Annotated in this window: 24 protein-coding genes; 1 reads left to right on the forward strand and 23 read right to left on the reverse strand. The window is 68.6% G+C overall.

The window, feature by feature from the left end; genetic code table 11:
* Window positions 1–334: 334 nt before the first annotated feature.
* The 23 genes from EUA06_RS21810 to EUA06_RS21920 all read right to left on the reverse strand — a co-directional run bounded on the left by EUA06_RS21810 (window position 335) and on the right by EUA06_RS21920 (window position 20,792).
* Window positions 335–1,924, reverse strand: coding sequence for an ATP-binding protein (locus EUA06_RS21810; protein ID WP_242498320.1), 1,590 nt, complete (start codon window positions 1,922–1,924; stop codon window positions 335–337).
* Window positions 1,873–2,184, reverse strand: coding sequence for a hypothetical protein (locus EUA06_RS21815; protein ID WP_129479745.1), 312 nt, complete (start codon window positions 2,182–2,184; stop codon window positions 1,873–1,875). The genes EUA06_RS21810 and EUA06_RS21815 overlap by 52 nt, the downstream gene beginning before the upstream one ends.
* 213 nt (window positions 2,185–2,397) lie before the next feature.
* Window positions 2,398–3,936, reverse strand: a complete 1,539-nt coding sequence (locus tag EUA06_RS21820) for an SCO6880 family protein (RefSeq protein ID WP_129479747.1) — start codon at window positions 3,934–3,936, stop codon at window positions 2,398–2,400.
* A complete protein-coding gene (locus EUA06_RS21825; RefSeq protein ID WP_129479749.1) occupies window positions 3,933–5,321 on the reverse strand; it encodes a TrbL/VirB6 family protein in 1,389 nt (462 codons plus the stop codon). Before EUA06_RS21825 ends, EUA06_RS21820 begins: the two co-directional genes overlap by 4 nt.
* An 11-nt stretch (window positions 5,322–5,332) precedes the next feature.
* Window positions 5,333–6,151: a DUF8175 domain-containg protein gene (locus EUA06_RS21830; RefSeq protein ID WP_129479750.1), complete on the reverse strand. Its 819-nt coding sequence runs from the start codon at window positions 6,149–6,151 to the stop codon at window positions 5,333–5,335.
* A 1-nt stretch (window position 6,152) separates the two neighbouring features.
* A complete protein-coding gene (locus tag EUA06_RS21835) occupies window positions 6,153–6,488 on the reverse strand; it encodes a hypothetical protein (RefSeq protein WP_129479752.1) in 336 nt (111 codons plus the stop codon).
* Between the two features lie 15 nt (window positions 6,489–6,503).
* Window positions 6,504–7,430 carry a hypothetical protein gene (locus EUA06_RS21840; protein ID WP_129479754.1) on the reverse strand — a complete coding sequence of 309 codons (927 nt, stop codon included), beginning with the start codon at window positions 7,428–7,430 and terminating at the stop codon, window positions 6,504–6,506.
* A complete protein-coding gene (locus tag EUA06_RS21845; RefSeq protein WP_129479756.1) occupies window positions 7,427–7,675 on the reverse strand; it encodes a hypothetical protein in 249 nt (82 codons plus the stop codon). The genes EUA06_RS21840 and EUA06_RS21845 overlap by 4 nt, the downstream gene beginning before the upstream one ends.
* Before the next feature lie 78 nt (window positions 7,676–7,753).
* Window positions 7,754–8,608, reverse strand: a complete 855-nt coding sequence (locus tag EUA06_RS21850) for a hypothetical protein (protein WP_129479758.1) — start codon at window positions 8,606–8,608, stop codon at window positions 7,754–7,756.
* A gap of 297 nt (window positions 8,609–8,905) precedes the next feature.
* Window positions 8,906–12,160 carry a LysM peptidoglycan-binding domain-containing protein gene (locus tag EUA06_RS21855; protein ID WP_129479760.1) on the reverse strand — a complete coding sequence of 1,085 codons (3,255 nt, stop codon included), beginning with the start codon at window positions 12,158–12,160 and terminating at the stop codon, window positions 8,906–8,908.
* 63 nt (window positions 12,161–12,223) lie between these two features.
* Entirely contained in the window at window positions 12,224–12,655 is a 432-nt protein-coding gene (locus EUA06_RS21860) for a TadE/TadG family type IV pilus assembly protein (protein ID WP_129479762.1), read from the reverse strand.
* A 16-nt stretch (window positions 12,656–12,671) separates the two neighbouring features.
* Window positions 12,672–13,058, reverse strand: a complete 387-nt coding sequence (locus EUA06_RS21865) for a TadE/TadG family type IV pilus assembly protein (RefSeq protein ID WP_165354505.1) — start codon at window positions 13,056–13,058, stop codon at window positions 12,672–12,674.
* Between the two features lie 35 nt (window positions 13,059–13,093).
* Entirely contained in the window at window positions 13,094–13,507 is a 414-nt protein-coding gene (locus EUA06_RS21870) for a TadE family protein (protein WP_129479766.1), read from the reverse strand.
* Window positions 13,508–13,553: 46 nt separating this feature from the next.
* Window positions 13,554–13,736, reverse strand: coding sequence for a hypothetical protein (locus EUA06_RS21875; RefSeq protein ID WP_129479768.1), 183 nt, complete (start codon window positions 13,734–13,736; stop codon window positions 13,554–13,556).
* 136 nt (window positions 13,737–13,872) lie between these two features.
* Complete coding sequence (locus EUA06_RS21880; protein ID WP_129479770.1) at window positions 13,873–14,772, reverse strand: type II secretion system F family protein; 900 nt, start codon at window positions 14,770–14,772, stop codon at window positions 13,873–13,875.
* A complete protein-coding gene (locus EUA06_RS21885; RefSeq protein WP_129479772.1) occupies window positions 14,769–15,671 on the reverse strand; it encodes a type II secretion system F family protein in 903 nt (300 codons plus the stop codon). Before EUA06_RS21885 ends, EUA06_RS21880 begins: the two co-directional genes overlap by 4 nt.
* Before the next feature lie 5 nt (window positions 15,672–15,676).
* A complete protein-coding gene (locus EUA06_RS21890; protein ID WP_207208493.1) occupies window positions 15,677–16,924 on the reverse strand; it encodes a TadA family conjugal transfer-associated ATPase in 1,248 nt (415 codons plus the stop codon).
* 43 nt (window positions 16,925–16,967) lie between these two features.
* The gene (locus EUA06_RS21895; protein ID WP_129479776.1) at window positions 16,968–17,273 is read right to left on the reverse strand and encodes a hypothetical protein; all 306 of its coding nucleotides are present in this window, start codon (window positions 17,271–17,273) and stop codon (window positions 16,968–16,970) included.
* The gene (locus EUA06_RS21900) at window positions 17,270–17,881 is read right to left on the reverse strand and encodes a hypothetical protein (protein WP_129479778.1); all 612 of its coding nucleotides are present in this window, start codon (window positions 17,879–17,881) and stop codon (window positions 17,270–17,272) included. Before EUA06_RS21900 ends, EUA06_RS21895 begins: the two co-directional genes overlap by 4 nt.
* Window positions 17,882–18,041: 160 nt before the next feature.
* Window positions 18,042–18,773 carry an SAF domain-containing protein gene (locus EUA06_RS21905; RefSeq protein WP_165354506.1) on the reverse strand — a complete coding sequence of 244 codons (732 nt, stop codon included), beginning with the start codon at window positions 18,771–18,773 and terminating at the stop codon, window positions 18,042–18,044.
* A gap of 11 nt (window positions 18,774–18,784) precedes the next feature.
* The gene (locus EUA06_RS21910) at window positions 18,785–19,708 is read right to left on the reverse strand and encodes a hypothetical protein (protein ID WP_129479782.1); all 924 of its coding nucleotides are present in this window, start codon (window positions 19,706–19,708) and stop codon (window positions 18,785–18,787) included.
* 8 nt (window positions 19,709–19,716) lie between these two features.
* Complete coding sequence (locus EUA06_RS21915; protein WP_129479784.1) at window positions 19,717–20,355, reverse strand: hypothetical protein; 639 nt, start codon at window positions 20,353–20,355, stop codon at window positions 19,717–19,719.
* A gap of 227 nt (window positions 20,356–20,582) precedes the next feature.
* A complete protein-coding gene (locus EUA06_RS21920) occupies window positions 20,583–20,792 on the reverse strand; it encodes a hypothetical protein (protein ID WP_129479785.1) in 210 nt (69 codons plus the stop codon).
* A 55-nt stretch (window positions 20,793–20,847) separates the two neighbouring features.
* Here EUA06_RS21920 and EUA06_RS21925 point away from each other — a divergent pair.
* On the forward strand, window positions 20,848–21,720 hold an 873-nt coding region (locus EUA06_RS21925), incomplete at its 3' end, for an IS256 family transposase (RefSeq protein WP_242498321.1).

Consider the following 21,720-nt stretch of genomic DNA (forward strand, 5'->3'; position numbering starts at 1 on the left):
CCTCCGCCATGCAGCCAGCGCCCCTCCGCCATGCAGCCAGCGCCCCTCCGCCATGCAGCCAGCGCCCCTCCGCCATGCAGCCAGCGCCCCTCCGCCATGGCGCCTGAGGCGTGCGTCGGAAGGGGAACCCGCAACGGTGAGGACGCAGGCCGGCACACACGCAGCTACTCATGCGTCCCGGATGCCCCGCCCGGAGAGGTTCTCGGTGACGGCTGCCTATTCGGGACGCGACACGCTTCCCCAACGCACTCTCCGAACCTGAGTGTGCTCCTCGGCTCGAGGCCGGTGCGTATGCTCAGGTTCGTCGCAGAACCGTCAAGATTCGCGCGAACTTCTAAAGAGCCGCGGCGATCGCGTCGTTGGTGTACGTGAGCTTTTTTTCCAGAGGCGTCAGCAGGGTGTGCACCTTGTACCGCTGGTCGCCGACCATCCACAGGGCACGGCCCTTGTCCTGCATTGCCCAGCCGGTGATCACGCCCTGCTGCATCTCTGAGAGGCCCATCAGTTGGCCGAGCTCGTCGGCGACCGACTCGTCTTGGCCCATCAGGATGCGGACGTCGGAGAGGCTGAGCAGGTCCTTAGCGATCTGGGCGGCCTGGCTGCCCTGGTCGCCGGCCGACAGCGGGTCCGATGGCTTGTGGTAGGTCACGATCTGGATGTCGCCCTCGGTGCGGGAGAGTCGCAGGTTGGAGTCCAGCGCCATGACCGCGTCCAGCGACAATCGGGTCTGCAGCCACGCCTCGTCGCGGAGCACGATCCGGCGGTCGCCGGCAGAGGCTGTCTCCCGCATGCCTTGGCCCCATGAGTTGAGACACATCAGCGCGATGCCGACGGCGACCTTGTTGCCGGTCTCGTGCAGTGAGCGCAGCGACAGCGTCTGGATGGGGGCACGCCAGTCGGGGCGATAGGTCGACTCGGTGTCGAACATGCCCTGCAGCGACCCCTCGCACAGGGCACCTAGAGCGTCGCGCAGCGGCCGGGTGCCGTCGAAAAAGTCCTGCTCGGAGGAGTAGCGGCAGTCCGCGACCAGGTCCTTGCTGGGCGAGTCCAGCGCCGCCCACACCTGGGGAATGGTCACCGGCTTGAGCTGGGAGGCGCCGGCAGACCAGCCGGTCAGGTGTCGCAGGACCTTGTTGATCACCCGCTCCTCGGTCGGGGAGAACGTCACGCCCTGGGAGCCGACCAGGCCGCGGATCAAGAAGAGCCAGCGGTTGAAGATCACGGTCGCGCGGCGGTGCTGCTCCTCGCGGGTCTGTTTGTCCCAGTCCACGCCGAGCGGGCCGAAGTCGAGGGGGTTGATCCGGCCGGCGAGGCCGGGGCCGATGCGGAACGGGTCGACGCCGAGGAATCGGGCGAGGTCCTCGTACTCGTCCTTGACGTCGCCAAGCACCAGGGACCGGTAGCCGTAGCGGATCATGCGGAGCATGAACGCCTTGACGGTCGCGGACTTACCTCGGCCCGGCTTGCCGAAGATGAAGATGTTGGGGTTGGTGACGGGGATCGCGTCGTCGAGCACCCAACCCATCGGGTCGCAGTAGAACTTGCCGCCCGAGAGGGCGTCGTAGCCCATCTCCGCGCCCCATGGCGGGAGCCCGTCCCCGGAGATCAGTGGCCACAGGACGGGGGCCTCCTCCGACGTCATCTGATAGCCGGCCAGCGGCGGCAGGCTCGCGGCCCAGCCGTGCCCCATCCGCCGTACCCCCTTGGGCTTGACCGAGCCGGGGAACAGCTTCTCCGTGGGCAGCTCCGCCGCGGGCGGCAACTTGCGCGGCATCGTGGTCCCGAAGTCCGCCAGCAGGTCGTCGATCGTCCGCGACGCCGCGCGGGGGTTCTTGGCGCCGCCGCGGGCGCGGCTCCTGGTCGACGCCACGCTCACCACTCCCCCGCCGTGCGGGCCGAAGACGTCGAGCGGCGGGGCGCCCACGCGAGTGGGTCGATCGCGCCGCCCGCGACCAAGGGCAGGACCGGGGTGAAGGCTGCCGCCTCGTCGAAGATGACCGACGGCCCGAATCGGCGCCGGCTCGCGTCGATGTGAAGCTCGCGCACCAGCGCGGTCGTGCCGTGTCCGGGCTGCCTGCGCCCCTTACCCGAGCCGGGCTGCCCGAGCACGAACGGCTGCGGGCCGAGCATCAGGCCCTGACGACCCAGGTAGGGGTTGTGCCACCACGTTCGGGGTGTGGGCACGGGGCGCGTGGTGGCCATCTCGTGCAGGTGGCCTCCCACGGGCCGCTGCGTGCTCCTGGCCGGGTAGGTCCTCGAGCGCGACGACATCATGGGCATTTCCTTCTTTGGGTCGGGTGTTGGTGCTGCGGTGTCTGGAAAAGCAACAGCCCGGCCGTCGGATCGGACATCCGACGGCCGGGCTGTTTCCGGAGCGCAGCGCCCCCGATCCCTGGGTTAGCGTCGCTTCCGGGGCAGGCCCGCCCCCAAGGGGATGGCGGAGACGGCGAACGCCGCGTCGTGTGCCCCATCGAGAGGAAGAGGTGTGAAGCCACTGATGCGGATCGACGCGTCGAGACGGCGGCCGAAGTCCTGCACGTTCCACTCCGCCGGGACCGTCACCGACACCGCGGAGGACACCCTGACCAGGGAGCGGCCACTCTCCAGCTTCTCGTCGCGCTCGTGCAGGTTGCCGACCGAATGCCGGTCCTTGGCCCGCCCGACCACGCCGGCCTTCTCGCGCAGCGTGCCGGCCATCACCGCCGACATCTGCGCGCGACCGGTGGTCCGGTCTGCGGCTTGCTGTGAGACCGGCCGGTAGAACACGGTCAGCGCGCGTCGCTCTCCGGGCTGGGAAGGCACCAGCACCCGGGCCAGTGCACCCATCCGGGCACCCTTGCGGGGCAGCAGGATGGTGGAGGAGATCGACTCCCACTCGCCGTGCCGGTAGGAGCGCAGCGCTGTCGACGCATGGGTGGGACCTGCGGCGCCGACCGGGACACCGGCCGCGATCGAGGGGTTGTCGCGGTGGTGGATCGCGGCGTCCGCGAGCGCGGGCGCATCGCCTGGCTCGAACCCGGTGCGAATCGCCACGGCGAGCTCGGAGCTGTCGAGCCAGTTCACCCGCGTGCAGCCGATCGAGCCGGTCAGCCGGGCCTCGACCTCTGCCAGCACCGAGTACAGAATGCGCGCCCGACCGATCACGCCGCGTCCGGCGCGCTTGGCGTCCTTGTTGATCACGTCCTCACGAACCACCACGGTCACGAACGCTTCGCGTCGCACCGCCGCCCCGGCGGTCATCGCATGGAGCTGGTCGTTGACCTGGGCCGAGACCTGCGGCTCGTCGGTGCGGGCGTTGTGACGCACCCACTCGGCCCGCTCGGTGCCATCGTCGGGGACGGTGCGAACCTGCACCACCACCAGGTCGATCTGAGTGCCTGCGGTGGCGGCCTCCATCATCTCGGTCAGCCCTGCACCCATGCGGAACCGGTCCGAGTCGTCGCTCATCCCGATACCGGGGTGAACGATCCGTGCGGTGGCCGCCCAGGTGCGAGTCGCGTGGTTCTGGATGATCGCCGGCCGGGCGGTCTGCCCCGTCATCGGCGGACCGTCGTGGATCTGGATGCCGGCCAAGATCCCGGGAAGGTCCGCCTCCCCGGCGTCGCCGTCGTCCTGGTCGTTCTCGCCGTCGCCGAGGTCGAGCTCGCCGGCAGCGGCCTTGGACTGGAACCGCGACCACCCGAACGCTGCCCCCGCCAAGTGCCGGAACAGGACCCCGATCCACTGGAACGCCGAGTGGCCGCGGATCGGCAGGCAGATCAACAGGCCGACCACGCCCCACAGCGGGACGAGGACGAGCAGCGTCACCCACTTCCCGATGGCGATGGCCATCCAGGTTGGGAACCCGGCGGCCAGGATCAGGAAGAACTGAGGGCCGGTCAGCCCGAAGAGCCAGGCTTGCCTGTCTCGCGTCGCTGATGCTCCGTACACGCTCATGCTAGGAACGCTCCATCTTCAATGGCTTCTGTGGCCACGGGCTTGATGTCGTTGGCGATGCCGTCGCCGTTGGTGTCGTTGAAAGGCTTCGACGTGTGCCCCTGCTCCTGACCCTGTCGGGACGAGCCCTGCTTCGGGGAGCCCTGTCGTCTCTGCTTGGGGTGGTGCTCGGTGGGGTAGTAGCCCTGGTTGCCGATCCCGCTCTGACCCAGCACGTCGACGCTCATCGAGGCGCCGGCTTGGGCGACCTTTCCGGTCTTCTCCATCGCGCCGGCGACGACCCCGCCGACCGCGCCGCCGACCTTGGAGATCTTCGAGGACTGCCAACGGTTCGCGTTCTCCGCCTCGGCGCCGTTCTCCGAGGTGGTGCGCCCGTCCGAGGAGGTCTCGCTGGCGGCACCGGAACCCGAGCCGGCCGCCTGGGCGCCGGCGCCCTTGCCCTTCACCAGGCCGGCAACGCCGCCGTTGGCGTCCATCGTCGAGCGGAACGAGGCCCCCGAGGCGGTGCCGGGGTCGACAAAGGCCAGCAGCCGGAACAGCACCATCGGCATGAAGCAGGCCACCAACATGATGATCGACCCGATCACGGACATGCCGATGTTCTCGGCGCTGGAGGAGGCCCCGTTCTCGCTGCCGTCGGGCATGCCTGCCCAAGCGAACTGGGTGCCCACCCCCAGCACCAGCGCTAACAGCGGCTCCATCAGCACGCACGCGATGAACCAGCGGATCGACTTCCACATCCACGACTTCGTGCCCTCCGACAAGGCTCCGGCGGCCGCGATCGGCATGGTGGCAACGAGGATCAGCAGCGCGGCGGACCGCACCATCATGATCACCATGTGCCCGAAGGCCGCCGGGATCAGGATGAACAGCGAACAGACCCCGAGGGTGGCTGCCGCCACGCTCCCCGAGACGGTGTCGACGAACCCGTCCCCGGCCGCGTATCCGGAGAAGCTGTCGACGCCGAGCAGGGTGTCCAGGATGCCCTCGGTGAGCCCGGACGCGGCTGCGATGAGCCCCGCAGAAACTCCTACCCAGCAGGACAGCACGACGCCGTACTGCACAACCCCTGCAGCAAGGGTCCCGAACCCGCGGCCGTCCTGCCGCAGAACCGCTAGGCCGATCTGTCCGAACGCCATCACCAGGGCGATGACCAGCGAGACCCACAACGTGACCGAGTAGAGCTTGCCCAGGTCGGGGTCGGCGACGTTGGGGGTGAAGTTGTCGATCAGCCCGAAGGCCGTCTTGAGCAGCCACATTCCGGCCGACCAGATGCCCATCATCATCGAGGTGAACCCCTCGGCCAACGCTTCCTTGGCCTTGTTGCCGAGCCACTTCAGGGGGTTGAGGCCGAACATCGGGACGATGGTCACCACATGACCCATGGCCTGACTCATCATGACTGCGGCACCTCCAGCCACTGGTAGCCAGCGTCGAAGGAGGCCTGGGAGCCGGGCCACAGCGAGGGAGCCGGTGCGGGCTCATCACCGGGGCCGACCATCCAGCGGCCCTCGTGCCAGACCATGCGCTGGCAGTCGGCGGCCGCGACCTGTTGCGGCTGTCCCCCCGCGATGGTGGCGGTGATGATGAAGTCGATGCACGGGACGACGAAGTCATCTCCGACCGTGCCCTTGATGAACCCCATCTTCGGCTCAGCAGCGATGGTGATCGTGTTCTTGGCATCCGAGGACATGCCAGCCGACTCCAGCAGTGCGGCCACCGCCTGCACACCCGTCCAACTCTCGGGCGTCGGACCGCCCGGGGTTGCCCACTGCGTGATGACGTCCTGGGCGACCCGGACTGAGGCGGAGCTCAGCGCGGTCGTATCGATCGCGGCCAGCTGGGCCAGCGCCCCTTCCGGGGTGTGCGGGAACCCGGTCGCCACGCCCAACTCCCCCACCTCCATCGGTGCAGGGATCTCGAGCGTGCCCGTGGTGCCCGATGACAGGCTTCCGGGCTGAGCGGCCTCCAGCGGCGCCTCGGGCAGCTGCTTGCCAGCGAGCTGGTCGTGGGCTGGCTGTGCCGACCCCGACCCGGTGCTCTTATCGGTGGAGGAGCCGGTGAGCATCCCCACGACCGACCACACGCCGCCCGCCACCAGGGCGAGGACGACGACAGCGGCTACCCCCAGCACAAGCTGCAGTCTGCGACGGTTCCACTCGATGTCGGGGTCGACCAGCCTGGACTGGTAGACGTCGCGGGAACGCTTCAGCATGTCAGCAGCCGTTCCCGACGATGCCGTTGAGGATGGCGTAGATCGTCACGAACGCGATCGCGCCGATCACGGTCCAGAACATCCCTGAGGCACCGATCTGAGCGGCGCGCCCGCTCGAGCTGATCTTGCCCGCGACCATCATCCCCACGGAGGCGAAGCCGGCGCCGATGATGAGGACGATGACACCCCACTTGATCCACCCGACGACGTCGTTGGCGTAGGTCTGAACGCCCTGGGGGGCCTTGGCGCACACGTTGCCCATGCCTTCGGCCTGGATGGCGCCGCCGGTGAGGGCCGTCACCTGGGTGACGACCTCGGAGATTGCTTCGATGTACATCTGTGGCTCCTTCTTTCAAGTCCGGTTCGCCGTCAGCGGCCCGGTGATCGTCGTGATCCGCTCCAGCAGGCGCTGAGAGGGGTTGGTGAACTGTTTGGGCAGCGGGTCGGGGCCAAGGCCCGGCAGGGCCTTGGCGGACAGCAGCGGCGCGAATAGCACGGCGTCCTGTCGGTGGGCGGCACGAAGAAGCCGGCCGGCGCTCGCAAGCTCGCGATCGCTCCATCGGCTGGCGCCCACGACCACGACCAGGACCTGGCCGGCGTTCAGCTGGTCCTCGAGGTCGATCAGCGCAGCCTCGCTCTGACTGAGCGCCAGGGCGTGTGGACGGGTCACGAGGACCTCGACGTGCGCGAGGGTTGCTGAGACCCACGTGTCGGCTCCGCTGGCCGCCAGCTCACGCATCGACCAGCCGGCGTCCAACACCGTGAGGTCGACGCCTTCAGCAGGCCGCGGGCTGGGAACCTGCGCCGGAACATGGAGGAGTTCGTCGACGCGGTCGATCAGCACGCCCGCACCTCGCCGGCCGCGGCGCCAGCCCTCGGCAGCCCCCAGCTCGGTGACGGTGGCGCCCGTGAGACCTGACCAAGCCGGGGTGGCCGCATCGAGCACCCGTGCTCGGATGCCTGCGGCGTCGGCGACGTCGGCGAGCGCGAGTGCGATCGTCGACGCGCCCGCACCAGCGTTGGCGGCTCGCACCCGCACCAGCGGTGCCGACCCGATGGAGATGGCCGCCGGGTCTGTCTCGACCGGGGTGCTCTCGGTGCGGTGCTCGCCCTCGTCGGCGGTGCCGTCAGGGCGGCGGTGCGGCTGGGTGGGCTGGTCGTCGATCGTGGCCGGGGCGCCTGCCCGAGAGGTCGTCGGCGAGAAGCGACCCTCCGCGAGCGCCGCTGCCGCGGCCTGGAGCTCGCGGGTGGAGTACCGGGGCGTGGTGCTGGTCCTCATCGCGTTGTCTCGATCCGGGCGGCCCGCAGTCGCAGCGCTTCACGCAGTACCGGGGCGGGGGTGGTGCGGAGCACCGCACGAGCCTCCGCGGCCTGTGCTGCGTCTGCCCGCAGGCGTTCAAGAATCTGCTCCATGTCGGACAGTGCGTGGTCGACGTTGTGGTCGGCTACCACGTCCAGCAGCTGCGCGACGACCTCCGGGGTCGGGTCGGAGGCGGTGACTGTGCTGGGGGCCTGCTCGCTCATGTGGGGAACAGCAACCGCTCCCTGTCTGAATCGGACAGGGAGCGGCGAAGTCTTCAAGACGCTCCGGGACCGGAATGCTCAGGCGATCTCGGCCAAGTACCTCGGAGCCGCATCACGAAGCCGTGCGGCCGCGCGGTCCCGGCGCCGCCGGATCGTGCGCATGGCCACACCGTGCCGCTCGCCGACGAGCCGCTGCGCCTCCTCGCGTGCCAAGCCCCCGTTCTCCTCGGCGAGAAGCTCTAGGAGCAGGTCGACGTCCTCGCTGCCGATGACCCCGACCCCGGTGGCCCACGTCAACAGGTCCGTCAGGTCCTCGACCGGGTCCTCGACGGCGGGGACCGCCATGAGGAGGTCTCGGTCCGGGCCTGCTTCGCTGGGCGCGTCTTGTATGCCGGCCCGCGCGTCCAGGGACGTCGTGTTGACCCGGGCAACCATGCCTGCGGCCGGCCGGCTGAGCCGCTGTCGGGCCCGCTGCAGCAGGTAGCGGGCGGCTTGGCTGCCCAGCTGGGGCTCGGCTGCCTTGACCTCCTCCCACACCGTGGTGTTGACGTCGTCGGTCTCCCACACGTCAGTCAGGGTGGTGGCCACCCGGTTCACCCCGTCCTCGAGCAGTACCGCGACCGCCAGGGCGGCGTCGTCGTCATCGCCGCCGCGCCGCGACCCCAGCGCGGTCAACCCGGCCACCACCTGGTAGCAGCGATTGTCGCGGCGACGCCACCCCTCGAGTGCCTCCTCCAGGTTGTCGAACCCGACCAGCCGCGGCTCTGCCTGCTGCCACTGAGCCCACTTCTCGGACCGGTGGAGGCTGCTGACGACCGAGGTGGCCAAGGCGCTCTGGGCCCGGTTGTTCTGGCCCTCGCTCCAAGGCGCTTCGGTGGCAGGTGGGCACGTGGGGCCGTGGGTGAGTTCGTAGGCGGGGCGACTGGCCGACATGGCGGTCCTCCGAGGGCAGAGGCGAGCAGGACGCGCCTACTGCAGAACCAACCCCTCACCACCTCGCTCACCAACGCCGCCGCCGATGCCCCACGAGGTGACAGCGCCGCTCACCACGGCGCTCACCAACGCGCAAAACCGCAGGTCAGACCGCGTGCGGGGCCCACCGTCTCCCGACGTGAAAACTGCGAAAAAAGTTTGGCGGCAGGGGTAGCGCCGACCTGGAAAAGCGTTCGGCCCCGCCCCACCCGGTGGAGGGTGAGACGGGGCCGAAGGCGTGACGAGCCCGGTCGGGGGCTACCCGGTGGCGCCCCACTCACGTTGCTCAACGATGGTCTCCGAGCGCAGCGGGAGGTCCTCGTCGAAGAGGTCGAGAACCTTCTCCCGGACCAGCTCGCCAGCGGCGTCGCGGCCGGATTCTGCCTCGGTCGCCGCGGCCTGATCCAGCCAGGGGATGTCGCTGTGCGGACTGGCCTTCCGCGCCGCGTCGCACGCTAGCCGGACCAGGTCGGTGCGACCTTCCGCGATCGCTCGCGTGGCGAGCACGTGGGCTGCGTCATGGATTGCGCCGACCAAGATCTCGTCATGGCGCTGCTGGCCAGCCTGGAAGAGCCACTTGAACCGGTGCTCGCTGGCGGCCTCAAACGGGGCGCCGGTGACCAGGGATAGGGCGGTCAGCAGGTCCTCCTCGCAACCGTGGTCGCCGCGCTTCTGAGCCCGGAACTTCAGCCGCACGAACAAGTCTGCGCTGGTGAGCACCCCATCGAAGTCTCGGACGAGCTCGTAGGTCGGGCTGGTGCCTCGCCGGGCCCCGGCGCTCATGCTCGCGTCCGGCAACCAGTCGGTGCCGTCGGGTCGCGTGCCCAGCAGCGACCGGGCGTTGGTCGCGCGGTTCTGGACCGTCTTCTGGGTCTTCCACCCGAAGGCAGCGGCGACCCGCTCGGCTGTCACTCCGTGGTCCTGAACGGCCAGGTAGGCGATGAAGGAGACGGTGCCGCTGAGGTTGCCGATGGCGCTTGGGTCACCTCCGTTGAGCGACGTCACCTCGACCGGTCCCAGCAGGTGCACCTTGGGTCGCGGGGAGGCCTCGTCGAACCAATCGGCGACGTCCTGGTCCAAGGTCGGGTCGAGGGCATCGATCTCCGCGCGGATCTCCGCCGGAACGCTGGGCGCCCCTGCGGCGAGGTCCTCCGGGGTCGTTGCCGCCGTCGCCATGTAGATCTCATCGGCCTCAGGCAGCTGCGAGGTCGGGTCGTTACCCTCGGTGTGCCGGGGCTCGGTGTACTCCTCGCGCAGCGCCCCGTCGGCACGGGCGTACTTGCCCAACGGTCCGTCATCGGACTGGGTTGCCGGCACCGGCTCGTCCTCAAGGTTGCGGGTGGCGGTGAGGAGGTCCGCCATCGGTGCCGCCTGCTCCGGCTGGATCGTGAACGCCTTGACACTGATCCCCCACATTGGCAGAAACGCCATCCCGTCGAGGCCCAGTTCGACCACCGGGGACTCCTCGTCGCCGTGCACCAGCACCACTCGGGACCGGTCGCGAGGTTCGATGTCCGAGACGAACTCGCCCTCGGGTCGGGAGGCCAGGACCACCACCACGGGGTGGGCTGTGTCCAGGAGCAGCCCGTCGCGCCGACGGGTCAGCACGTCGGCGTTCAGGTTCTGCTCGACTTCACCCATCTCGCTGGTGAGCACAGCGGCGCGGGCCAGGGCGTCGCTCCGCTTGACCTGACGGACCCGTCCCGGGTTCATGCGAATTGTCTCGGCCGCGAACTCGTCAGCCAGAAGCACCTCGCAGCCCTCGGCCCAATCGTTGACGGCCAGCTCGGCCACCATGAAGCGGATCAGGTCGGCGACCTGCTGCGGCTCGCCGCCGATGCCGCACATGCCCAACGTCTCCAGGTCGAGCATCCAGGTGCGGCCGCTCTCGTCCAGCCCAACGCTCACGAGGGCGGGGTACGGAGCGGGCTGGGTCTCCAGGTCCTCCTCGAGGAAGGTCTCGCGCGGCAGGATCCACGCGCGTGCGTCCTCAGTGGCCGTCCAACCCTCTGGCACCTCGCGGGCGGCGGAGTGGGTGAACAGCAGGGTCAGGTCTTCCTCGCCAAGTACTGCGGCTCCCAGCTGTGGCAGAGGGCTGCCCGTCGCCTTGCAGGAAGCGGACACGTGCCGCAGTGCCCGGTCGAGGAACTCGACGTCAGCTTGTGCGTTTGCGCCGCTTTCGACCAGTGCTTGCTCCACCTCCGTGAGCTCGTCGGGCGTCGAGGCGATCGTCCGCCCGATCCGGCGGCTACGGAACTGACGACGACGGTTCGCTGCTAGTAGTCCCAAGGAACCCACTGAGAGACATACCGCGCTCGCAAGCAGTGCCCGCAGCGCGGTCATCTCACCCTCGTCCTCGGACTCGCCGACCTCGGCCGGGACCTGTTCCGAGAGGCGGGGGTCTCCCTGCTCCACCTCTGCCTGCGGGACGGCCGGACTGACCGAGGCCGACGGAGCCGTCGAAGGAACCGGTGGCTGGTCCTGGCCAGCCGCATGGTCTGTGCTGCCCCTGTGTGCGCCGCCTTGCCGCTCATCAATGGCGTTGCCGCTTGAGCCGTCCGCGTCGTCCCGCTGACGCCCCCGGGACTTCGGAAGATGATCCTCGATTGGATTGACGGCACCGGCGCCCGGCAACACGAGCACCTGACCGGGACGAATCAGGTCTGGGTCGCCTCCGACCACGTCCTCATTGGCCTTGTAGAGCGCCTCCCAGTTGTCCGCGTCGCCAGTGGTCTCACGCGCGATCTCCGACAGGGTGTCGCCCGGTCGCACGGTGACCGCGCCCGTGTCGCCCGGTCGCACGGTGACCGCGCCCGTGTCGGGCCCCGCGCCGTCGGCCGGCACGCGCAGTTCCCAGCCTGGCTTGATGTGATCCGCAGCCACGAAGGTGCTGCCGTCGTTCATGGTGAGCCCTCTGTTGAGCTCTGCGATCTCTGGCCACCGAGCACCATCGCCTAGGTGGCGTTCCGCGATGGACCACAGCGAGTCCAGCCGCATCACCGTCACCTGGGCAGTGCCGTGTCCCCGCTGCTGCTGCGAGGTGTCCTCGCTAGCCCGACCTCGATCCTGCTCGGCTGCAGCCACCTGCGTGTGAGTACTACTGGAGCTGGCAGCGGGTGTGGTGCTGTTTGTCGTGAGAGCCCCACCGCTGGCCGTCGCCGCTGTAGCGACGCCGGCGGCGACGGGCGTAGCCACGGTCGCGATGACCACAGCGGTGATGAGTCGCCGCGCGAGGTGCTGCTGCACACCGAGCGCGAAGGGCACCTCGAGCCGGACACGATCGTCGGTGAGGGCGGCCATCGCCTCCACGGCGATGCATGCCATCAGCTGGGCCCACAAGATCCACACGACGACGGCGAGAAGGCCAACGATCGCTCCATCGGTGAGCGGCGCCGACAGCGAGACGCCCTCGGCCGGCCAAGGGTTGCCGATGTATCGGAGCAGCGCCCACGGCGGGCCGACAACGAGGGCAGCCAACACGCCCCCTGCTAGCAGTGCCTTGATGTGTCGCATCGTTGTTGTCCTCTCTGTCGAACAGGCTTGTCTCCTGGCGCGCCGTGGCGCACAGGGCCTGCTTTAGTCGTCCTCGTCGATCGAGAGCGCAGTGGCGGTCGCCTTGACGGGGATGGAGCCCACCCCGACCGCGGAGAGCAGCTTGGTGTCCTGCTGCCCGGTGACGGTGACGGTGACCTCACCGCCGGCGATATCCACGGTCCCCTGCGCGCCCACCAGCGCCAGGTAGGCCTGCGCGGCGTTGACCGCCCGCCCCGGGGCGACCATGGTCTGTCCGTCGCGGAGGGCACCCTGGTTGAGTGCGTCGGCTCCGGCCCGGGCGGCCTGCTCGGCGTTGTTCATTGCCTCGCGCTTAGCGCCTAGTGCGTACCCGCCGTCGATGACCAGGCCTGCGACCGCGAGCAGCGCCACGGTGAACAGGACCACGAAGATGGTCGCGGCCCCACGCTCATCCTGTCGCCGCGGCGGTCGCCGAATGGTGTCCGAGATCTTCATGTCGTTCCCCATTGCCTCAGCCACCGCGGTACGTCTCGATCGGGACCACCGAGGTCGCGGAGAACACGCGGCTGCCGGGGAAGCCGGCCAGAGCCACGTCACTGAGCTTGGTCTTGCAGGACACGGTGACCGTGACGCGGCCACCGGGCTGGTAGCTCGACAAGTCCACGTCCACGTTGAGGTTGGTGCAGCTGACCCCGGCGTCTCCTAGCGATTGGGTGGCAGCGACCTCGGCGGCATGGGCGGACTGACTGGTGTTGCGCTCCAAAGACGCGGCTCGAGCCGAATCGGCGGCGACAGCCTCGATCTGTTGCCGCGCATGCGCCATCCGTCCCAACCCGACCACGAACAGCAAGACCACCATGAGCACCGGCGCGATCAGAGTCAGCTCGATCGCTGACACGCCCCGCTCATCACGGCGGCCCGGACGCCAGCGGATCATGGGTTGCCCACCGGAGGCACATACTTCTCGACCGGACCTGAGGCACTCTCCGATACCGACAGCGAGAAGCCCGGCACCACCGAGACGACCGTCCCCGTAACGGTGACCGAGGCGGTGTCGGCGGTCCGACTGGCGGTGACGTCACGGTCCTTGAGGGTGCCCTCCCCCACGGCGGTGAGCAGCTGGAGCGCCTTCTCCCGACCCTGAGTCTGGGTCCCATCGAAGCGACGCGCCACGGCGGCACCTTCCTGGGCCGCCTGCTCCGCGATGTTGCGGGCGTGGAACATCAGCCCGAACTGCACGATGAGCATGAGCAGGAACAGCAGCGCGGGCGCGGTGATGACGACCTGCGCTAGGGACATCGCCCCGCGCTCGTCGTGGTCTCCTGCTCGCTGCACCTGCCGCTTCACCCGTGAATCCCTCCCTCGAAGTCAGAGCCTGGTCACCAATCGGTGGTCACTCGGTCGGGATGGTGTTCGCCTTGTTGGTGAACTTGGTGACGATGATGGTGCAGATTGCGATCGCGGCCGCCGCCAGAATCGCCACGATGATGACGGTCTGGGCGATCTCGCCGCGCTCGTCACGCTCGCGGCCGCCGCTGAGGGATGACGCCAGCACACTCATGTAGGTGCGCAGCATCTGGACCTCGGGAGAGTTAAGAACCATCGGCTTACCTTTCTGTTTGCCCAGACGCCCAAGCGCCCGGGAAGTCGTTGTTGCTCGCTGGGGGCAAGTCCCACAGCGAGGTCTGATGTGACAGGACGCCGGCCATGGCTCAGATCCCCATCACCGCGACGACCGCGGGGAACCCAAGGAAGAGCACGAAGCCGATGAACAGCACCACCTGCGCCATCTCCACGGACTGATCCGCCTTGGCCGCGGCGCCCTCGGCCTCGGCCAGCTGGCGGCGTCGTTGGGTGGAGGCTCGGGCCGTCAGCGACTGGCGGACCTTGGCGCCGTCATCGGCGACCAGCATCAAAGCCCCGCCCAGGTCCTGAAGCTCCTGCATCCCGGTGCGCTTGCCCAGGTCGGCTAGCGCCGCCCATGGGGTGTCACCGACCAGGCGGGCGCGGTCGATCGTCGAGCGCAGCAGCTCGAAAGCCCATCCCGTGCCGATCCGCGCCGCCGTGGGCAGAGCCTCGGGGATGCCGCGGCCACCGGCCAGCGACATGGCCACCAGGTCGAGATAGCACGACAACGCCCGACGCAGCTCGTGCCGCCGCTGCTCAGCCGCCTGGACGACCGACAGGTCGGGCACCCAGAAGAACAGTGCACCGAGCGCGAGGCCACCGACCGCCGGCACCGTCAGCGGAGGGGTCACCCCGATCGCCATCATGGTGACGGTCAAGATCGTCGGCAGCAGCAACCCAAGCAGCCCGTAGGTCATCTTGCGGACCAAGTGCCCCTCGAGGGTGTAGTCGATCAGCTCGAGGTCGGCGCGCAGCTTGCCGAGCGTGATGCCCCGTTGCGCGAGCTGCGCAACCAGCCAACGCCCGAGCCTGCCCTGCCAGCTGGTGTCGTCGACGTCGAGCTCGACGACCGCGGCCTGGCGGGCCCGCTGACGCTCCCACCGGCCCACGACGCTGGCCAACGCCGGCCGGGGCGGCACCAGCGCGAACACCAGCAGGCACAGCGAGGCGCCCAGGGCGGCACCGAGGAGAAGTCCGAACGTCATCGGGTCCCACCTCCAGCAAGCCCGGGCTGCAACGCCGCGTCGACCTGGTCAACCCCGACCAAGAACCGCTCAGGCGGGCGCAGGTTCGCCGCGGACCTGATCCACATCAGGCCACCGGCGAAGACCGAGAGCACGACCGCGAGCATCAACTGGCCCAGCGGAGTGGAGTACGGGGCGACGTAGTCGCGGGAGAACACCGCCATCCCGCCCGCGAAGATCGCGGTGGCACCGACGATGATCAACGCGGTCCGGCGCAGACTCTTGCGGCCCTCCTCGATCCGACGTCGCATGTCGACCTCCTCGCGTGCCGCGCTTGCCAGGGCGGTGAGGGTGGCCACCAGGCCCGGGCCGCGCAGCTTGGAGTTGAGGATCAGTGCCGCCACGACCAGGTCGGCGGAGGAGTCCTCGAACTCCTCAGCGAACGCAGCCAGCGCCTGGGTGAGCGGGATCTGCACTCGCAGACGTCCCTCGAGCCGCTGGAGCGCCGGCTGGAGCACTGGCGGTGCGGCAGTCAGGGAGTGCCGGATCGCGCCCTCGAGTCCCACCGACCCGGCGATGGAATCACGCAGCGACTCGGTCCACGTGGCCAAGGCCTCGACCCGCTCGACCTGCCCGGTCGCGGTCTTGCCGCCGCCGAACATGGTGGGCCACAGGTAGATCACCGCGGCGGCCGCGCCTGCGGCTACGGGCCACCTGGTGAGGACCGCGACCAGCACCGCGACGCCGAGCGCGATGAGCGCACGTCGACGGGCCGCGCTGCCCCACAGCGCGTTCCCGCGACCCTCGCTGGCTCGCGTCCGTGTCGGAGGCCGCCACCCCATCAGGGCGGCGGCCAGGAGCAGGATGCTGCCACCAAGCGCAAGCCCGAGCAGAAGACCAGAGACCGCCGTCAGGGACATACCGCTCACCACCCTCCGGTGCTCGGCTGCTGCCACCCGGCGGCAGCCAGGTAGTCCAGTCGTTGCGGAGTGGTGCCGGTCCAGGTCGCCGACCCGTGCGGGCCCGCGGAGAAGATCTCCGAGGCCAGCACCGAGTCTTCGTAGCCGTTGACTTCGAGGATGGAGTCCAGGCGCCGCTTGCCGGTCTTGGGGTGGCGGCTGATGAACACCACGTAGTCCAGGCCGCCGGCGATGAGCCGGAACGAGGCCTCGTGCGGGAGCCGCTCTTGGGACTGGATGGCGTAGGTCGCGATCCGCTCGAACACTTCACGTGAGTTGCGTGCGTGGATCGTGGACATCGACCCGTCGTTGCCCTGGCCCATCGCGTTGAGCATCTGGACGATCTCGGGGCCGAGGACCTCACCGACGATGACCCGATCGGGCGCCATGCGCAGGGTGCGCCGCACCAGGCGGTCCATGCCGATGTAGCCCTGGCCCTCGGAGTTGGCCAGCCGCACCTCCATCGGCACACAGTTGGGGTGCCGATCCTCGAACTTGTGCAGCCCCAGCTCGAGCGCGTTCTCCACGGTGACGATGCGTTCCTCAGGCCCGATCTCGGCCGCCAGAGCCCTGAGCAGGGTGGTTTTCCCACTCTTGGTGCCGCCGGCGATCATGATGTTGAACCGGGCCTGGACGATCGCGCGCAGGAAGTCGGCGGCCTCATCGGTGATCGTGTCATTGCCGACCAGGTCTGCCAGCTCGGCCTTCTCCCAGCGGTGTCGACGGATCGACACCGACGGCCACGGGGCGACGCCCATGACCCCCGACAGACGCGATCCATCCGGCAGGGTGAGGTCCAATTCCGGGTTGGCGGCGTCCCAGGGCCGCGAGTTCAGGCCGGCGTACGCGGCCAACCCCTGGATCACTTCGATCAGTTCCTCGTCGCTGCTCGCGACCGACTCAGCCCGCTCCCACGGCGTCTTCGACTCGGCCCGGGACACCCAGACGTTGTCGTAGCCGTTGATCGCGATCTCCTCGATCGACTCGTCGTTCAGCAGCGACTGGAGGCGCCCGGCACCGAACATGCGTGCATGCACACCTTCGGCGAGCTCCTGCTCGATCTCGGGGTCCAGCGGAGACTGCCCCACCGCCAGGAGCTTCTCGGCGTGCTCGCGGATGACGTCAGCGATCAGCCGGCGCGTGTACTGCTGCTCATTGGCGCCGGCCAGCTCGCCCTGGCCGCTGCGAAGCCGCCTCTGCTGCTCGCGGTGCAACCGGTCCCCGACCTCGCGGTGAACGGTGCGAAGTAGATCTGGATCAACCATCGCGTTTCACCCACTGGTCTCGTCGGTACACCGGAATCGAAGGCTCCCGCTTGAGGTCATGCCCAAGCGCCCGAGCTGCGCTGGCGAGCATCGCGGTGACAACGAACAGGCCGAAGCCCAGTGCGGTTGCCACACTGGCGGGCGACGCATGCAGGACGATCGCGGCAATCCCACAGAGCGCAGCGACGAACACCCCCATCCACATGGTCAACCGCCGCTGCTGCATCTGGTGAGCGCGAATGAGAGCGCCGACCTGCTCGTCGTCGCTGAGCACGGCCGGAGTCGGCTCGGCGTTCATGCTGGCACCACCTCAACTATGCCGAGAGACGCCGCGAGTGCTTTCGCTCCGCGCAGCAGCAGTGTGCGTCCCAGCCGACCGGAGGGAGACTCTCCCTGCTCAAGCCGGGCGAGCGCCTTGGGATCGAAGGGCACGGAAGCCGTAGGCCGAACGGCCATCCCCGCATCGTCGAGCATCTGGTCGAGGTCCGCACGGTCGCGACCGGCGCGGGCATCTGGTCCCACCAGCACCGGGCAGACGGGGATTGCTGCGACCTGCGCCAAGGCCCCCATCAAGTCTTGGACGTCCTCCCGTAGGTGCATCACCGACTCCAGCGTGGCCGAGGCGACGGTAAGCAGGCGGGTGGAGTGCTCGGCCAGTGGCATCACGGCGGTGGCCCGGTCCAGTCGGCCGAGGTCTGCGATGACGTCGACCTCGGCGTCCACGCAGGCGGTGGCGATCGTGGGCCACAGTGCGGAGAAAGCTCTGGCCTGTCCGGCCCGGGTCACGCCCTGGACGAGGTTCACCCCGCAGGCGAGCAGCTGCGCCTCGTCGACCACCACCCCCGCACCGGGAAGTCCGCCCCGTACCGCGGCGGCGAGTTGCAGCAGCCCCTTGTTTGCAGCCACAGGGCCGCCGTGAGCTGCCTTGCACCTGTATGCCAGGTCGCCACCGGACGGATCTGCCTCGAGCAACACGACCGGGCGCGGCCACACGGCTGCCAGCGCCAACGCTGTCGAGGTGACGCCTGGGGAGCCCTTCACTGAGGCGATTGATATGAGCACGAGCTCACTCCCCCGTCGTCTCTGCGCCGGCCGGTGCGGTCTCCACGACTGCCACACGGTTCTGGGTGGAGTAGGCGGAGATCCGGGCGGCGTCGGCCGCGTCGACGACCAGAGTCACAAGCACCTGACCCCCGGCCGTGGCAGCACCCTCGACGCTGTAGACGCTCGCATCAGCGGCCAGCACCTCCGGTGTGTCCAGAGCCGCGGGGTCCTTCTGGGCGGTGTCGCCTCCGGGGACGGCGATCACGTCGACCACGTCGCCAGGACCCAAACCCGCCCCGGGGACCCGTGCCGGGTCGAGTGCCAGCCCGACGGTGGCCTCTCCGGAGGCCGGCACCGCAGAGGCTGCGAACATCTGGGAGGTCAGAATCTGCCCGTCGACCAGGTCGACGGCCGCTGTCTGGTTCACCACGGTGTTGATCTCGCTGACAGGGATCGCCCCGGAGACACCCGACACCGACGTGGTGACCAAGTCGTCACGAGCGATCACCTGACCCTTGGAGATCGGCTCCCCGATCGCGAGCACCGACTCCTTCTGCCCGGCGTGCAGTCCCCAGGCCGCGACCGCGAGCCCGGTGCCCAGCACGCTCAACGCCGCAACCGTCACCAGACCCCAGGACCGGTGTCGTTGACCGCCCTGAGTGGCACGTCGCTCGCCGGCGGCCAGGAGTCCTGGCGCGGGAGCCTGCATGCCCCGGCCTGCCTTGCGGTCCTGCTTGGTCATCGTGTCGCTCACAGTTCTGCCCTTCATCGGATGACGACCGATTGGCGCTCGCCGACTTGGATGGTGGTCGCGTCGCTTGTGAAGCCAGGCACCTCGCCGAGCGTCCCTGCGGTGGAGAGACACGTGCCAGAGCAGGTCCAGTTGACGGCGTAGAAGATGACCGCCGTCACCTTGAACACACCGTCAGGCTCGAAGTCCGAGACGTGCTGGAAGGCGTAGGAGCAGTCCGTCTGCTCGTCCGAACTCATGCCCTTCCGCCACTTGCGGCCAGCCGAGGTGCACGTCTCCATGCCGTCGCCCAGATCCCAAGTGACTCGGATCGGCTCGGCCACCACAGTCACCGTGGTGTTGCCGATGGTGGCGCTACCGGTGACGTTCTTCCACTGGTTCTCGCCCATCCACAACCAGGTCGGCAGCCCGACATACGTCATCAGCGGGGGCTGAGGAGCCATGTCCACCGTCGGCTTCACCAACGGCATCGACTCGACGACCGTCTCCGCCATCTGGCCTGGATCTGGAGGAGTCTCACCGCCAGGAACAAACCACGTGTTCCCGGGGATCGCTACGCTGCGATCGCAGGTCCACACGTTGCCCTCACTCGGGTCGTGGCCCTCCCAGTACGCACTGTCCGCCGGTGGCTGCGGAACGAGTGGGTAGGCGTAGCACTGGTGGCCTGCGTTCCACACGCCCCCATCAGCATTCGTGCACGGAATCTCAGCCCCACTCGCGTCGTGGCACGCAGTCGTTCCCGGGTTTGTGTTGCCGTCATCCGGATCTTCGTTGCCAGGGTCGGGATCCTGGCCGGGGTCGATGGCCGGAATGCAGACGCCACCGCCCTCAGGAAATGGCGACGGCGTCTCGCCCTCTTCACAGTTTGGGTACTCCCCAGCATGTGCAGGAACGGGCACGAGAGCCAGCATCGCCGCTATCAGCGCACCGACGATCATGCGGCCTACTACGTGCATGGCTTGGGCTTCCCGTCCACTAGTTCCTTGACCCCATAGATGAGCCAGTCGTAGTTCTCGGGTTGGCTGAGGAAGATGGTCCGCAACTGAGGCTCCGGGGTGGGTCGGGCGATCTCCTCCCCGTCTTGAGTCCTCTGGACCGACGTGTAATCCACGCACTGCTGGATCTGCACGCCAGTGCCGCTCTCAGTGACCGATTTCGCCTTGGACCAATAGACCGTCGGTGTCCCAGACACCCTGACGTTGATCTGCTCGTAGCCCTGGAGCCGCTCCCAGTAGTCCATCCATGCTGGATGGGGGAAGTACTCCTTGAAGAGCTTCTCGGCTGCCGGAGTTGCCTTGCCCTTGGCCCAGATCGGTTCGGAGCGGGACTCGTAGGACTCCCAGCGTTGGAGGGCAGTCTCGTAGGCATCGAGCTGGGCCGGGCTGAACTTGGACTCCCAAGAGCCGGGGTCCAACGTGGGGGTCGGCTCCGTGGTGGGTTCTGAGGTGCTGTCGGTCGCGCTGCTGGTGGGCCCGTCAGTGGGAGCGGTCTCAGGGTCGTTGCCTGCGCATGCTGCTGTGAAGATGGCCAGCACGCTGAGCAGGGTCACAGTGAGCGCGTAGCGGCGAGGGGTGTGGGCAAGCATGGGCTTTGCCTTCCCGAGTAGGCGACAGTTCTGAAAAGCGTAAAGCCAAGCGATTCGCCACGGGTTTGCAGACGAATCGCGATCCTCAGCTTCAAGATGGGGTCCTTCCCTTCCGGGGTGCTCTCTAATCAAGGAAGGCAACCGGTAGTCGGGCAGATCGGACACCCGGGGTGAACTCAGGTCAGAACGCGTGTCCCCGCGTTGCGCCGCACGGTGCTTCCGCATCGTCAATTGCGACGGTTGCCGTCGCGATTCGCATGAGTCCCACGGGCGTCGGCTTCGTTCCGCGCGGCCGCGGTGACCGAAGGCGTCTGTGCCCTCGGTGGCAGCTGCTGACGCATCCCCAAAAAGTCGCTTCTTTCTCCGCCGGTTGCGTCCCGTGAGGTGGTGTAGTTCGGGCCGCTGTTCGTCGTGTTGACGATGACGTAGGCGGCCACCGTGCCACGGTCAGTGAGACCTAGCGATAGAACTCACGGAAGGACCTGAAGCACGATGGCCTTGGACAATGCTGCCCTACTCGAGGTGCTCGAAGCCATGCAAGCCGCTGGTGTCGAGGACCGCGTCCGCACCGCTGCCCAGACGATCTACCAGGCGTTGATCGACGCCGAGCTCACCGCGGTGATCGGCGCCGGCCCCTGGGAACGCACCGATCAGCGCACCGCACTGCGCAACGGGAGCCGGCCGCGGACGCTCACGACGACCGCGGGCGACCTCGAGCTCCGGATCCCGAAACTGCGGGCCGGGACGTTCTTCCCCTCGCTGCTCGAGCGCCGGCGCCGCGTCGACCAGGCGCTGTTCGCGGTGATCATGGAGGCCTACCTGCACGGTGTCTCGACCCGGAAGGTCGACGACCTGGTCAAGGCACTCGGTGCCGACTCCGGGATCAGCAAGTCGGAGGTGTCGCGCATCTGCGCAGACCTGGACGAGGAGGTCGGCGCGTTCCGCGACCGCACGCTGGCCGACATCGCCTACCCGTACGTGTTCCTCGACGCGACCTACTGCAAGGCCCGGGTAAACCGGCGGGTGGTGTCCCAAGCCGTGGTGATCGCCACCGGCGTCACCGCCGACGGTCGGCGTGAAGTGCTGGGCTTCGACGTCGGCGACAGCGAGGACGGGGCGTTCTGGACCGCGTTCCTGCGCTCGTTGAAGGCCCGCGGACTGGGCGGGGTGCAGCTGGTCATCAGCGACGCGCACACCGGCCTGAAGGCCGCGATCGCCTCGGTGTTCCTCGGTGCCTCGTGGCAGCGGTGCCGGGTCCACTTCATGCGCAACGTCCTCGCGGTCGTGCCTAAGCCTCGATCCACCGATGACCTGCCTCGGTGTACGTCGGTAGCGAGGGCGGCGTGGTTTCGAGCTCTGGGCGTG

It is taken from the genome of Nocardioides glacieisoli (assembly GCF_004137245.1).
Taxonomy (GTDB): Bacteria; Actinomycetota; Actinomycetes; order Propionibacteriales; family Nocardioidaceae; genus Nocardioides; species Nocardioides glacieisoli.